This is a genomic window from Brachybacterium sp. GCM10030252 (assembly GCF_042666535.1).
Classification (GTDB): domain Bacteria; phylum Actinomycetota; class Actinomycetes; order Actinomycetales; family Dermabacteraceae; genus Brachybacterium.
The window spans coordinates 177,289-190,953 of the sequence record NZ_JBHTDM010000010.1 but is presented as its reverse complement, the minus strand read 5'-3'; the positions used below and the strand labels follow the sequence as shown (position 1 = coordinate 190,953).

13 protein-coding genes are annotated in these 13,665 nt (G+C 71.0%); 3 read left to right on the top strand and 10 right to left on the bottom strand.

The annotated features are described in order from the left end of the window. Positions 1–24 precede the first annotated feature (24 nt). On the bottom strand, positions 25–2,682 hold the full coding sequence (locus ACFQRJ_RS11290; RefSeq protein WP_377019190.1) for an ATP-dependent Clp protease ATP-binding subunit: 2,658 nt from the start codon (positions 2,680–2,682) through the stop codon (positions 25–27). A 381-nt stretch (positions 2,683–3,063) separates the two neighbouring features. Here ACFQRJ_RS11290 and ACFQRJ_RS11285 point away from each other — a divergent pair, with 381 nt between their 5' ends. Next, on the top strand, positions 3,064–4,473 hold the full coding sequence (locus ACFQRJ_RS11285) for a PrsW family intramembrane metalloprotease (protein WP_377019189.1): 1,410 nt from the start codon (positions 3,064–3,066) through the stop codon (positions 4,471–4,473). A 37-nt stretch (positions 4,474–4,510) separates the two neighbouring features. Here ACFQRJ_RS11285 and ACFQRJ_RS11280 read toward each other — a convergent pair whose 3' ends face one another. Genes ACFQRJ_RS11280 through ACFQRJ_RS11265 form a run of 4 tightly spaced genes read right to left on the bottom strand, consistent with a single transcriptional unit; the run spans position 4,511 to position 7,291 of the window. Continuing rightward, positions 4,511–4,915, bottom strand: a complete 405-nt coding sequence (locus ACFQRJ_RS11280) for an RNA-binding S4 domain-containing protein (RefSeq protein ID WP_377019188.1) — start codon at positions 4,913–4,915, stop codon at positions 4,511–4,513. Then, entirely contained in the window at positions 4,912–6,372 is a 1,461-nt protein-coding gene (locus ACFQRJ_RS11275; RefSeq protein WP_377019186.1) for an amidase, read from the bottom strand. Before ACFQRJ_RS11275 ends, ACFQRJ_RS11280 begins: the two co-directional genes overlap by 4 nt. Continuing rightward, on the bottom strand, positions 6,369–6,884 hold the full coding sequence (locus ACFQRJ_RS11270) for a low molecular weight protein-tyrosine-phosphatase (protein WP_377019184.1): 516 nt from the start codon (positions 6,882–6,884) through the stop codon (positions 6,369–6,371). Before ACFQRJ_RS11270 ends, ACFQRJ_RS11275 begins: the two co-directional genes overlap by 4 nt. Further along, complete coding sequence (locus ACFQRJ_RS11265) at positions 6,881–7,291, bottom strand: GNAT family N-acetyltransferase (protein WP_377019182.1); 411 nt, start codon at positions 7,289–7,291, stop codon at positions 6,881–6,883. Before ACFQRJ_RS11265 ends, ACFQRJ_RS11270 begins: the two co-directional genes overlap by 4 nt. Before the next feature lie 24 nt (positions 7,292–7,315). Here ACFQRJ_RS11265 and ACFQRJ_RS11260 point away from each other — a divergent pair, with 24 nt between their 5' ends. After that, entirely contained in the window at positions 7,316–7,681 is a 366-nt protein-coding gene (locus tag ACFQRJ_RS11260) for a DUF952 domain-containing protein (protein ID WP_377019180.1), read from the top strand. 64 nt (positions 7,682–7,745) lie between these two features. After that, positions 7,746–8,381: an L-threonylcarbamoyladenylate synthase gene (locus ACFQRJ_RS11255; RefSeq protein ID WP_377019179.1), complete on the top strand. Its 636-nt coding sequence runs from the start codon at positions 7,746–7,748 to the stop codon at positions 8,379–8,381. 50 nt (positions 8,382–8,431) lie between these two features. Here ACFQRJ_RS11255 and ACFQRJ_RS11250 read toward each other — a convergent pair whose 3' ends face one another. The 5 genes from ACFQRJ_RS11250 to ACFQRJ_RS11230 all read right to left on the bottom strand — a co-directional run bounded on the left by ACFQRJ_RS11250 (position 8,432) and on the right by ACFQRJ_RS11230 (position 13,630). After that, positions 8,432–9,724: an MFS transporter gene (locus tag ACFQRJ_RS11250; RefSeq protein ID WP_377019178.1), complete on the bottom strand. Its 1,293-nt coding sequence runs from the start codon at positions 9,722–9,724 to the stop codon at positions 8,432–8,434. Between the two features lie 205 nt (positions 9,725–9,929). Further along, positions 9,930–10,169 (bottom strand): hypothetical protein, encoded by a 240-nt coding sequence (locus tag ACFQRJ_RS11245; RefSeq protein WP_377019177.1) that lies wholly within the window; start codon positions 10,167–10,169, stop codon positions 9,930–9,932. Positions 10,170–10,237: 68 nt separating this feature from the next. Then, the gene (locus ACFQRJ_RS11240; protein ID WP_377019176.1) at positions 10,238–10,987 is read right to left on the bottom strand and encodes a gamma-glutamyl-gamma-aminobutyrate hydrolase family protein; all 750 of its coding nucleotides are present in this window, start codon (positions 10,985–10,987) and stop codon (positions 10,238–10,240) included. A 186-nt stretch (positions 10,988–11,173) separates the two neighbouring features. After that, the gene (locus tag ACFQRJ_RS11235) at positions 11,174–12,319 is read right to left on the bottom strand and encodes a glycosyltransferase family 4 protein (protein WP_377019175.1); all 1,146 of its coding nucleotides are present in this window, start codon (positions 12,317–12,319) and stop codon (positions 11,174–11,176) included. 93 nt (positions 12,320–12,412) lie between these two features. After that, entirely contained in the window at positions 12,413–13,630 is a 1,218-nt protein-coding gene (locus ACFQRJ_RS11230) for a cobalamin-independent methionine synthase II family protein (RefSeq protein ID WP_377019174.1), read from the bottom strand. Between the last annotated feature and the right edge of the window lie 35 nt (positions 13,631–13,665).

Genomic DNA, 13,665 nt, shown 5'->3' with positions numbered 1-13,665 from the left:
TCGGAATGCGCCCCGCTCCAGCGATCAGCTCACCGCGGCCGCGGCCTCGTCCCGCTCGCTGCCGTCGGCCTCGTCCGGGGCGATGACGGTCAGCTCCAGGGAGTGCCCCTCCTCGCTGACGCCGACGCCGACGTGGTCGCCGTCGCGGACCTCGCCCCTGAGGATGAGACGCGCCAGGGCGTCACCGATCTCCTTCTGGACCAGCCGCTTCAGCGGGCGCGCCCCGTACATTGGGTCGAAGCCCGTCTCGGCCAGCCACTGCGTGGCCGGTTCGTCCACCTCCAGGCCGATCCGGCGATCCTCGAGCCGTGCCGCGACCTCCCGGACCTGGAGGTCCACGATCCGCGAGAGCTGCTCGCGGGAGAGCGCATCGAAGATCACGACGTCGTCGAGGCGGTTGAGGAACTCGGGCTTGAACGATCCCCTGACCACCTGCATCACCTGTTCGTGCTTCTCGCGCTCGCTCAGCACGGGATCCTGCAGGAAGTGGGCGCCCAGGTTCGAGGTGAGGATCAGGATCGTGGAGCGGAAGTCCACGGTCCTGCCCTGCCCGTCGGTCAGACGACCGTCATCGAGCACCTGCAGCAGGATGTCGAACACATCGGAGTGCGCCTTCTCGATCTCATCGAGCAGCACCACCGAGTAGGGGCGGCGCCGCACGGCCTCGGTGAGCTGACCGCCCTCGTCGTAGCCGACGTACCCGGGAGGGGCACCGACCAGGCGCGAGACCGTGTGCTTCTCCCCGTACTCCGACATGTCCAGGCGGATCATCGCCCGCTCGTCGTCGAAGAGGAAGTCGGCCAGGGACTTGGCCAGCTCGGTCTTGCCCACGCCCGTCGGCCCCAGGAACAGGAACGAGCCGGTGGGACGGTTCGGATCAGCGATCCCGGCACGGGCCCGGCGCACGGCGTCGGAGACCTCGGCGACGGCGCGGTGCTGGCCGATCAGGCGCTGACCGATCAGCTCCTCCATCTCCAGCAGCTTCTGGCTCTCCGCCTCCAGCAGGCGCCCCGCGGGGATCCCGGTCCAGCTGCCCACGACATCGGCGATGTCATCGGGACCGACGTGGTCGGCGACCAGGGGGCGATCGTCCTCACCGACGCCTTCGGCCTCCTTCTCCTCAGCCTCGACCAGCTGCGACTTCACCTCCGGGATGTCGCCGTAGAGGATCTTGGAGGCGGCGGTCAGGTCGCCCTCGCGCTGGGCACGATCGGCCTGCATCCGCAGCTGCTCCAGTCGCGCCTTGAGGTCACCGACCAGGTTCAGCCCGGCCTTCTCCCGGTCCCAGCGCGCCGACAGCGCCGTCATCTGCTCGGTGCGGTCGGCCAGCTGCGCGCGGACCGACTCGAGCTGGGCGATGCTGCCGGGATCATCGCTGCCATCCAGTGCGAGCTCCTCCATCTTCAACCGGTCCACCTGCCGGCGCAGGATGTCCAGCTCCTCCGGCGAGGAGTCCAGTTCCATGCGCTGGCGGGACGCGGCTTCGTCGACCAGATCGATCGCCTTGTCCGGCAGCTGCCGGCCCGAGATGTAGCGGTCCGAGAGCGTCGCCGCGGCCACCAGGGCCGCATCGGTGATCGAGACCTTGTGGTGGGCCTCGTACTTGTCCTTGAGCCCGCGCAGGATGGTGATGGTGTCCTCGACGCTGGGCTCGCCGACGATGACCTGCTGGAAGCGCCGCTCGAGGGCCGGGTCCTTCTCGATGTTCTCGCGATACTCGTCCAGGGTGGTGGCGCCGACCATGCGCAGTTCACCGCGGGCCAGCATGGGCTTGAGCATGTTGCCGGCGTCCATCGAGCCGTCGCCCGTGCCGCCCGCACCCACCACGGTGTGCAGCTCGTCGATGAAGGTGATGATCTGGCCGTTGCTGGTGCGGATCTCATCGAGCACGGCCTTCATGCGCTCCTCGAACTCGCCGCGGTACTTCGACCCGGCGACCATCGAGGACAGGTCCAGGGCGACGAGCTTCTTGTCCCGCAGCGAATCCGGGACGTCACCGGCGACGATGCGCTGAGCGAGTCCCTCGACCACGGCCGTCTTGCCGACGCCCGGTTCGCCGATCAGCACGGGGTTGTTCTTGGTGCGCCGCGAGAGCACCTGGACCACGCGGCGGATCTCGGCGTCACGGCCGATCACCGGGTCCAGCCGGCCCTCGCGGGCCTGCTCGGTGAGGTCGATGCCGAACTTCTCGAGACTCTGGAAGGTGCCCTCGGGGTTCTGGGTGTCCATCTGTGTCATGCGCTCATCTCCTGGTGAGAGTCGGGTCACGGCATCGCGAAGGGCCGCCGGCGTCGCGCCGGCGGCGGCCAGCAGGCGAGCGGCCTCGTCCGAGCCGAGCGCGATGCCGATCATCAGGTGCTCGGTGGACAGATAGGTCCGCTGCTGGGCATCGGCCTCGTGCCGCGCCGCCTCCAGGGCGTCGAAGCCGTCGCCGACGAAGGTCGGATGCGCGCCGCTGCCGCTGACCCGTGGCAGTGCACCGATGGCCTCCTCGGCACGCCGAGCCACGTCGCGGGGATCCGCGCCGGCTTCCGTGAGGGCCGCCGCGCCGATGCCATCGCTCTGGAGTGCCAGCGCCCACAAGAGGTGCAGAGAGCTGATCTGGGGGTTGCCGAGCTCGACTGCCTTCTCCGCGGCCGCGGTGACGGCCTCCTGCGAACGAGTGGTGAACTGGAACTCCACGGCGCTTCCTCTCCTGCCTGGACCGTGCGGTCGGTGTGATCGCGCGGTCCGTGTGGTTGCTCGATCTCTGTGCGGCGTGCCCGCAGGATCGCTGTGGTTCCGCGATCGCTGCGCGCGGCCCGCGGCGGTCTGTCAGCGGCCCCGCGGGCGGTCCTGCGACCAGTGCAACGACGCCAAGGTTGAGTCTATTCCGCTCAAGGTTGGGTTCTGTCCACAATCGGCTCCGCTCGGGTCTCGTCATCGGCGAGGATGGGGATCGGCACCTGTAGCATCGCAGGCAGCCGATCGCCCTGTCGTGTGGGGGACCAGACACCGACGACGTCCCGGGGCGCTCGACCGTCCCTGCGCTCCCGTCCCTCTGCCGACGAAACCGAGGCCATCATGTCCCACCCGCCGCAGCAGCCGCCCAGTGGCCAGTACATGCCCAACGGGCGCCCGCGCCCCGGCGCGGGGTCCGCAGGCGGCTCCCCGTCGGGCCCGCCCCAGCCCCGCTACGTCGACTACGGCAATCCTCGCGCCTACGACACCTCGGTGCGACCGGCGTCCGGGCTGACAGCCGCGCGGTACGCCCCGGCCCGGATCCGGCAGCCGGATCAGGAACAGCCGCCCTCGGCGTGGACTACCACCCAGGCCCGACGTGCGCAGGAGGTCTCCCAGAGCGCGAACAAGGTGCCGGTGACGACGGTCGTGTCCTGGATCGTCGCGGCGATGCTGGGCATCCTGCTGATCGTCATCCTGGGTCTGTTCTTCCTCGGATTCGTCATCAGCTCGAGTTCGAGTCCGATCTGGTGGCCGGTGACGGCGTTCCTCGCGCTGATCTCGCTGATCGTGATCATCGGGATCATGATCCTGGCCGACCGCTGGGATCCGCAGCCGATCCCTCTGCTGATCGTCGCCGTGCTCTGGGGCGCGGCGGTCGGGGCCGGCCTCAGCTATCTGCTCAACACCGCCAACTCGATGCTGACCTTCTGGGTCACCGGCAGCGAGGCCGCCGCGAACTTCGTGGGCCCAGTCATCAGCGCCCCTCTGGTGGAGGAGACCACCAAGGGGCTCGGCCTCCTGCTGCTGATGCTCCTGGGCCGGCGGTACTTCAACGGCCCCCTGGACGGGCTCATCTACGGCACGCTCATCGGCGGCGGCTTCGCCTTCACCGAGAACATCCTCTACTACACCCGGGCTCTCGAAGGCGCGGGCGAGGTGGGCCTGCTGATCAATGTGGTCATGCGCGGCGTGCTGAACATCTTCGGGCATGCCATCTACACCTCGCTCACCGGCATCACCGTGGGCTTCGTGGTGAGGAAGTGGGGGACGGTGATGGGCCTGCTGGCGTTCATCCCCGCCCTCATCCCCGGCATGCTCCTGCACGCTCTGTGGAACCTCGGGGCCACCCTCTTCTCCGGCATCATCGCCCTGCTGGTGATGTACGCCCTGGAGGCTCTCATCTCCCTGGCATGGCTGATCCTCATCGCGATTCTCGTCTGGGACGAATCACGATTGACGCGGGTGCGCCTGGGGGACTACGCCAATCACGGATGGCTCACGCATGAGGAGGTGGACATGCTAGGCACGTGGAAAGGCCGCCGCGAGGGCAAGCGGTGGGCGAACCAGTTGGGCGCGAAGCCGCTGATGAAGAAGTTCATCCGGGAGAGCGCGGACCTGGCTTCGGTGCGCCAGCGTCTGCTGGCCGACGGCGCGAACCCGAAGGTGGTCGCCCTCGAGTCCGACCTGCTGCGCAGGCTCACCACCAATCGCCAGGCCCTGCTCGCGAGGGCCGGTCACACCGGCTCCTAGCCGACCGGGGTCCCCGACTCGACCGCGGCTGCTGTGCTCAGCGGCGCGAGTCCTCGTCGCGGCCGCGCAGGCGCTCGAACTGGCGACGCTCACGCTTGGTCGGACGGCCGGTCCCGCGCTCGCGTCGCGGCGGCGCGGCGGCCAGCTGCGGCGGTGGCTCGGGGCTGTGGTCCTCATAGGCCTCCCGCGCGACCGGGGCGCCGACGCGCTTGGTGAGGATCGTCGTGACGACCACGATGCGTTCGCGCCCGGGTGAGCGGACACGCAGCTCGTCCCCCACGGTGATGCGCTGCGAGGCCTTCGCCGGCTCCCCGTTGCGGCGCACGTGCCCTGCCCGGCACGCGGTGGTGGCGGCCGAGCGGGTCGGCATCAGCCGAGCGCTCCACAGCCATACGTCCAGCCGCACCGACTGCGGACCGGTGCCGGTTCCGGGCGTGCTCACGGGCTGACCGGTTCCCGCACCAGGGGCCACGGATCGTGCGCCTCCAGCTGCGCGGCCAGCGAGAGGAGCAGGGCGTCATCCCCGGGCCGGGTCGCCCCGAGGTGGACGCCGAAGGGCAGCTCCACCCCGTCGACGTGCTCCCGGTGCAGCGGCACCGACATCGCGGCGCGGCCGAGCATGTTCCAGGTGCTCGTCCACGGCGTGAACTCGCACTGCGCCTGGAAATCCGCGGCGCCATCGGGCAGCTGCAGCTCGTCCGGGAAGGCGGGCGGTCCCGCCAGGGTCGGTGTGAGGACGACGTCGTAGGGCGCGAAGGCCTCCCCGGTGCGCCGGGCGAGAGTCTGCATGGCGCTGATGGCTCTGACCACGTCGATGCCGCTGTAGGTGCGGCCCCGCTCCCGCAGCCACCGGGTCAGCTCCAGCAGCTTGCCCTCCTGCACCGCGTCGAGCTCGATGGCGGCGGCGCCGACGGTCCACAGCGGCATGAAGGCAGCCCATTCGGTGGCCGTGAACGGCGCCGGGATGCTCGTCGTCTCGTGGCCGAGCCCGCGCAGCAGCTCGGTGGCGCGTTCGAGGCCGCGCAGGGCGGCCGGGTGCACGTCGGTCTCGGCGGCGAGGGGCTCGGTGAGGACCGCGATGCGCAGCGGGCCCGCCTGCTCGCCGACCGCGTCGAGGTAGGGGCGCTCGCGGCGGGCCAGCGGGGTGGAGTCCCCGGGGCGGTCGCCGGCGATCGTGTCCAGGCCCGCCGCGAGGTCCCGCACGGTGCGGGCCAGCACGCCGTCGGTGACCAGGCCCACGCCCTCGGCGCCGTACGGACCGGGCGAGACGAGCCCGCGCGAGGGCTTGATGCCCACGATGCCGCAGCAGGCCGCAGGGATCCGGACGGACCCGCCTCCGTCCGAGCCGTGCGCCAGCGGCACCACTCCCGCGGCCACCGCGGCGGCGGCCCCGCCGCTGGAGCCGCCGGCGGTGCGGCGCAGATCCCACGGGGTGCGCGCCGGCGCTCCGGTGGCGGGCTCGGTGTAGGCAGGCATCCCGAACTCGGGAGTGGTGGTCTTGCCGATCGTCACGGTACCGGCGTCCATGACTCGCTGCGCGACGCCGTCGGTGACCGGGGCGATGGTGCCGCGCAGCGCGGTGCTGCCTGCTTCGAAGGGCTCTCCGGCGATCTGGGTGAGGTCCTTGATGGGCATCGGGACTCCGAGCAGCGGGAGGTCACGTGCGAGTCCCGCGAGATCTCCGGTGCGTCGCGCGTCCGCGAGGCGCTCGGCGGCGGCCCGGGCCTGCCGGCGCGAGAGGTCCTCGAGGACGTGGGCGAACGCACCCACCCGGGCTCCCGTGCCACGAGCGGCGTCGAGGGCGCGCTCGGTGTGCTCGCGCATGTCGATCTCGCCCGCCCGGATCGCGGCGGCCGTCTCGAGCGCTCCGAGCACCTCCTCCCCGTTCGCTGCGGTCATCGACGGCTGTCGCTGGAGCGGGAGGCGTCCTGCGAGGCAAGCTCGGAGCGGACGTGATCGATGATCCCGTCAGCGGCGTCCATGATCTGCTCCCATGCGATCTCGAAGCCGCTCTCGTCCCCGTACCAGGGGTCGCGGATGCCGGTGTCCTGCACGGGCTCCGACGCGAAGTCGCGCAGCATGTAGAGGCGGCCGCGGGCCCGGTCGCCCATGGCGCGACGGATCGGTTCGACGTGGTCGTGGTCCAGGGCGAGCACGAGGTCCGCCTCCCGCAGCAGCGCCGCGGTCATCTGCCGGGCCCGGTGGGCGGAGGCGTCCAGGCCGTGGCGCTGGAGCAGCGCTCCGGCCCGTGCGTCGACGGGGTTGCCGACCTCCCAGCCGGAGGTGCCGACGGAGGCGACCTCGACGTGGTCATCGAGACCGGCCTGCTCGAGCGCCTCGCGGAGCGCGTACTCGGCCATCGGGGAGCGGCAGATGTTGCCGGTGCACACGGTGAGGATGCGGTAGCTCATCGACCCTCCGTTCCGCTGCCGGCGCTGGGCTCCTCGAGCAGATCGGCGTACTCGGGGTGCCGCTCGATCCAGCCGCGCACGAACCAGCACGTGGCGCGCACCCGCAGGCTGTGCTCGCGAGCGTCGTCGAGGGCGAAGCGGACCAGCGCGGAGCCCACTCCCCGGCCGTTGTGCTCGGGGGCGACCACGGTCGAGCGCAGATCGCGCACCGTGGCCGGCCCGGGGCCGGCGGCGGCCCCCGCGCTCTGGCCCTCGGCCGTCCCGGCGCTCTCGCTCGCGTCGGCGGCGGGCTCATCGCCGTAGTACAGGACGGCGAGCAGCTCGGAACCGTCCAGCGCTTCGTAGCGGTCTCTGTCGTCGTCATGGACCAGGCGCACCGCGCCCGGTCCGGCGGAGGTCTCATCCATGCCGGTCACGGTACACTGCCGGGCATGCCCGCGCCCCTGATCTGGCACATCACCGAGCTGCCCGCCTGGGAGGCGGCAGCCCGGCAGGGCTCGTACACCCAAGCCACCCGGGGCCGCGACCTCTCCGAGGTCGGCTATATCCACGCGTCCTGGCCCGAGCAGGTCTCCATGGTCGCCAAGCGCGTCTACCCCGATCGCCCCTCGGATCTCGTGATCCTCGAGATCGACGTGGCGCGCGTGGAGGCGGCCGGCGTCGCGGTGGACATCGAGGCCGACGACGACGGGGGCGGCCGCGGCTATCCGCACATCAAGGGGCCGCTGCCGGTCGGGGCCGTGCTCCGTCTGCGTCGCACGAAGTGGATCGGCCGGGAGTTCGTCGTCGTCGCCTGAGCTGCGCGAGGCACACCTCCGCAGCCCCATAGCGGCCTGCGGCGCCGCCGTCGTAGCATCGAGCATGGCCAGATCATCACGCTCTGCCCGCTATCTCGACATCCACCCCGTCGACCCGCAGCCACGGCTCATCGACCAGGCCGTCAACGTGCTGAAGGCCGGTGGGCTGATCGCCTATCCGACGGATTCCTCCTACGCCCTGGGCTGCTCGCTGGGAGCGCACGAGGGGCTCGAGCGGATCCGCCGCATCCGCCAGGTCGGCAAGAATCACCACTTCACGCTGGTGTGCGCGGACTTCGCCCAGCTGGGCCAGTTCGTCATCGTCTCGAACCCGACGTTCCGGCTGGTCAAGAACGCGACCCCGGGCCCGTACACGTTCATCCTGCCGGCCACCAAGGAGGTGCCGCGGCGGATGGCGCACCCCAAGAAGCTCACCGTGGGGGTGCGCATCCCCGATCACCGCGTCGCCCATGCGCTGGTCCGTGCGCTCGGCGAGCCGATCGTCTCCTCGACGCTGCTGCTGCCCGGTCACGAGCAATCCCCCTCGGAGGGCTGGGTCGTGCAGGACCTGCTGGGCGATCAGCTCGACGTGATCATCGATTCCGGGGAGGTGGGCACCGAGCCCACCACGGTCGTCGACCTCTCCGGCGGCGACGTCGAGATCGCTCGGGAGGGCGCCGGGGACATCAGCCGCTTCTGACCTGGGCCGGTGGATGCACCCGCGGGTGCCCTCGGGTGCCAGGACCGGTATCAGCCACGACCGGCGGTCGCATCGGCCGACGGGCGGTTGCTGAGGACCCCCGAGAAGAGCAGGATGCCCAGCGCGTACACCGGCATCATCCACAGGGCGTAGCGCAGGGTGAGGGCGTCGGCGAGCGCCCCGACCAGCGGCGGCGTGACGAAGAAGCCCAACCGCGCGAACCACCCCACCACGGTGATGCCCACCCCGTGGGGCACGCCCGGCATGTCGTCGGCGGCCCGGTAGGCGGCGGGGAACAAGGTGGCGACGCCCCACCCGGCGGCGGCGAAACCGACCACCGCGGTGGCCGGGGTGGGCATCAGCAGAGCGACGCTCATGCCGCAGATCGAGACCAGGGCACCCAGCCGGGCGGCGAGCCGGTCCCCCAGCCGGTCGACGACGAAGTCGCCGGTGAAGCGGCCCACGGTCTGGGCTCCCTGCAGGGCGACGAAGGCCAGTCCGGCCACGAACGGGGTCGCCTCGAAGGTGGAGGTCATGAACAGCGCGCCCCACGTGTTGCCGGCGTCCTCGGTCGACCCCGCGAAGACCAGGATCATGCCCAGCGCCGCGACCAGACCCAGTGCGCGCAGGCTCATCCCCGCCAGGCGGAAGCCGGCCGGGACCGGTTCGGCGGGCACCTCCGCGGCGGAGCCGGCCGACGGCCCGGCCGCCGGACCCCCGCTCGGGGTGCGCTCGGTGGCGTCGTGCCCGGGCAGCATGAAGCGCAGCGACGCGGCGCCCAGGGCCCCGAACACGACGAGCCCGAGCACTCCCTGGAGCCACAGCGCGAGACCGATCTGGGCGCTGCCCGCACCGAGGAGTCCTCCCGTGACGGCACCCAGGGACCACCAGCCGTGGTAGCTGTTCATGATCGAGCGGCGGTAGCGGCGCTCGACGCGCATGCCGTGGGCGTTCATGGAGATGTCGGTGACGGCGTCGGCCGCCATCGCCAGGCCCAGCGACGCCGCCAGCCAGAGCCACGAGCCGGACACGTATACCGCCAGATGGGTGGTCGAGGCGATGACCTGGGCGACGACGCTGACCCGCGCGGAGCCGTAGCGGGACATCAGGCCGGCCACCGTCAGCCCCGCGATCAGGCCGCCGACGGGCCCGATGCCGACGGCGAGCCCGAAGGCGGTGTGGGACAGGCCGATGCTCTCGACCAGCTCGGGGTAGCGCGGCAGGATCGCGCAGAAGGACGCGCCGTTGAGGAAGAAGAGCAGGGAGACGGCCCATCGGGCACGCCGCACGGCGTCCGGCGGGGCGTCGGCGGCCGCGGTACGGGCCGGGGAGGGAACGTTCACGAGGACTCATTGTCCGGGAACCGACGCGCGAAATCCATGCGAGTGCTCTCTGCGGACGCGGCCGGCGGACACTCCCGGTGGCCTGGGCTTCGTCGCGGATGCAGCTGCACGCCCTCGCGGATGCAGTCGTGCCCGGCCGCCGTGAGGCGCCGGGCACGAGGAACGTGGGGACTGGCCGGTTGCTGCGGCGAGCGCAGGAGCCCGCTCAGGTCAGGAAGCGGGGAACCAGTTCGAGGGAGGCGAACAGCGCGACCAGGCACATTCCGAGCCCGCCGAGGAACGTCCACATCGTGAACAGGCTCATGACGTAGAGACCGGCGGCGAAGAGGCCGAACAGGACCAGGAACAGGACCACGCTGAGGACGAGGCTGTTGCCGCTCGAGGCGACCTTCCCCTCCTGCTGATCGGCGGGGTCGGTGCCGATCGCGACCCGTTGGTTGCTCATGGTGCCTCTTCCTCCGCTTTCGCCTGGGTCCTCCGGCGGCCCGAAGGCCCGCACGGTCAGGGTCCATCCTAGACCAGCGAGCGCTGCGGTGCTGCCGCCTCCCGGTGCTCGATGGCGGTGAGCAGGCTCTCGAACACGGCGCTGCCGTCGGCCCCGTCGATCTCGGGATGCCACTGCACCGCGAGCACGGTCGACCCGGAGGCGGCCTCGACGGCCATCGGCAGAGCGCTGGCATGGCGAGCGACGACCCGGAGGTCACCGCGGACGTCCCGAACGCCCTGATGGTGGTACGCGGTGACACCGGCACGGGTGCCCAGCGCGAGGGCGAGGTCGCTGGCCGCCTCGAGGGCGACCTCGACGCGGGTGGGGCTCACGCCCGTCGCCGGGTGCGCCGGGACGTCCTCGGGCAGGTGACGGTGCAGGGTGCCGCCCTCGGCGACGACGATGATCTGCAGTCCGCGGCAGATGCCGAGCACGGGGACGTCGGCCCGGCGGGCGGCGCGGTACAGAGCCGTCTCGAAGGCGTCGCGCTCCGGGTCCGGGGTCATGTCCGTGGGCAGTGCGTCCTCGCCCCAGGCGGCGGGATCGAGGTCGGTGCCGCCGGTGAGGACGAGACCGTCGAGCTCGCCGACCTCCTCGTCGCTCCACTGGTCCTGCGGGGCGATGATGACGGGGCGGGCTCCGGCCTCGCGGAGGGCGCGCACGTAGTGCTCGGTGATCACCACGGCGTCATGGCCCGCCCAGGCGCCGGTCATCATGGCGCGGGTCCCTGCGGTCACGCCGATGAGCGGGCGACGGGTGGAGGTGCGCTGCGCCATGAGTTGTCCTTCCGCGGAGATCCGAGCCGCCCGTATCGGCGACGTCCACAGTTCACTCCCCGCGCGACGTGCGGGGCGAGCTGTGTGGCGGAATATGACGCACCGGGATCGAGCAGGCAGTCGCCCGGGGCGATGACACGGCTGTCCCGGGGCGTTCACTCAGGGGGACGACCTCAGTGGGACGACTCAGTGAGAGGAGTGCACTCTCTCGTGCTGCTCGATCGCAGTGCGGTAGAAGCCGCGCAGCTGCTCGGACAGCACCGGCCAGGTGCGCTTGTGCACCGCCTCCAGCGCCGCCTGCCCGAAGGCGAGCCGTTTCGTGTCGTCGAACAGCAGGTCGCCGGCATGCTGACGCATCTCGTCGTGCATGCCCGGCGTGTACAGCCAGCCGGTGCGGCTGGGAGCGACCAGATCGACCGGGCCGCCGCGCCGCGGGGCGATCACGGGCAGGCCCGAGGCCATGGCCTCCTGGATGGTCTGCCCGAAGGTCTCGAGCTCGCCGGGGTGGATGAACAGATCGGCGCTGGCCAGGTGGGTGGCGAGGTCCGTGCCGGAGCGGAAGCCGGCGAAGCGCGCGCGCGGCATGGCACGGCGCAGCGCGTCCTTGTCCGGGCCGTCGCCCACGATCAGCAGTCGCACCCCGGGCATGTCATGGATGACCTTGAAGTCACCGACCTGCTTCTCCGGGGCGAGCCGGCCGACGTAGACCACGAGCTTCTCGCCCAGATCCGCGTACTTCGCGCGCAGCTTCTCGCTGCGCAGCGAGGGCGAGAACAGCGAGGTGTCCACGCCCCGCCCCCACAGCTGGACGCGCTTGATGCCGTGCTCGACGAGCTGATCGCGGGTCGCCGTCGAGGGCGCGAGGTTCAGCGTGGCGCGGTTGTGCACGTCCTTGAGCAGCTGCCAGGTCGCGTTCTCGAGGAACGGCATCCCGTAGCGGGCCGTGTAGCCGGGGATGTCGGTCTGGTAGACCGCGACGGTCGGCACCCCTGCCTTGTGGGCCGCGATCACGGCGCGGCCGCCCAGGATCGTCGGCGAGGCGAGGTGGATGACGTCGGGCTGGAAATCATCGATGCGGCGTCGGATCGTGGCGGCGCTGGTGGTGGCCACGCGCACGTCGGCGTACCCCGGCAGCGGGGCCGACGCGATGCGTCGCACCCGGATCTTGCGCCCGCAGGCGGTGCGCAGGAACTTGTCGGCACGGGGCCACTGCGGGGCGATGATGGAGAGATCATCACCGGCGGCGGCGAAGTGGTCGACGACGCGGAGCACCGAATTGGTGACCCCGTTCATGTGCGGCAGGAAGGACTCGGCGACGAAGAGGATCCTCACACCGGAGATGATCCTCTTCGCCGCCGGATTCGGGCTCACGCCCGCGTGACGTGTCGTCGACGCCCAGGTGAACTTTTTCGTCGCCGGGAGCGATCAGGCGCGCTGCGAGGCGATCCGTGCTCCCTCGGCCAGCGACTCGAGCTTGGCCCACGCGATGTCGGGGTGGATGCGCCCGCCCAGGCCGCAGTCGGTCGAGGCGATGACGCGCTCGGGGCCGACGCGCTTCGCGTAGCGCTGGATGCGCTGGGCGACCAGCTCGGGATGCTCGACCACGTTGGTGGAGTGGGTGACCACTCCGGGCACGATGATCTTGTCCTCCGGCAGCGTCACGTCGTCCCAGACCACGTACTCGTGCTCGTGGCGGGCGTTGGCGCCCTCGAACGAGTAGTACGTGACGTCGATGTCCAGCATGAGCTTGACCAGATGCTTGAACTCGATGTCCGTGGTGTGGGGGCCGTGCCAGGAGCCCCAGCACAGATGGAAGCGCAGCTGCTCCGTGGGCAGCCCCTCGAGGGCGTGGTTGAGCGCCTCGACGCGCTTGCCGGTGAAGCGCAGGTAGTCCTCGATGCTCGGCTCGGGGTCGATCTGATCGAAGTTCTCGGCGATGGAGGGGTCGTCCACCTGCACGATCAGCCCGGCGTCGGTGATGGCCTTGTACTCCTCGTGCAGGGCGTCGGCCCATGCCTCGAGGAAGGCGTCCTCGGACCCGTAGTGGCGATCCTGGATGCGGGCGCCGGAGCCCGGGGAGAGCGAGGTCAGAAAGCCCCGCTCGATGCCCTGGGCCTTCAGCGCGCGGGAGAAGTTGGAGACGTCGGAGGCGATCTGCTCGTGGCCGGTGTAGGCCAGCTCGCCGGAGGCGACGGGGAAGGTCAGCGCGCCCTCCTTGGGGGTCGCCTTGTTCACCTCGGCGTCGCTCGCGTACACGTCCGGGAAGCGCTGGCGGTCCCGGCGGTTGCCGAACGAGGTCAGCGTGAGACCGTCGGCGTTCTCCGCGGTCGGCGGCTGGGAGACGAACGTGTCCTCCTCGACGATCTCCAGGCCGGCGGTGCGGTGGAAGATGTAGCTCCACCACGCGCCGTAGTTGAAGGTCGTGGTCATCGCCTTGCCGTACTCGCCGTCACCGGGAAGGGTGATCCCGATCTCCTGCTGGCGGGTGACGACGGAGTCGACGGCGGCCGCGAGCGCGGCATCGAACTCCGCCGAGGGCAGGGGCGTCAGACCGTCGGCGTCGAAGCGTCGGGCGGCGTTGGCCGCGAGCAGTTCCGGAGTGCGTGGCAGTGAACCGGCGGTGGTGGTGAGGATCTCTGTCATGGCATCGAGGTTATGGGCCCTCGATCGCGGCAGGA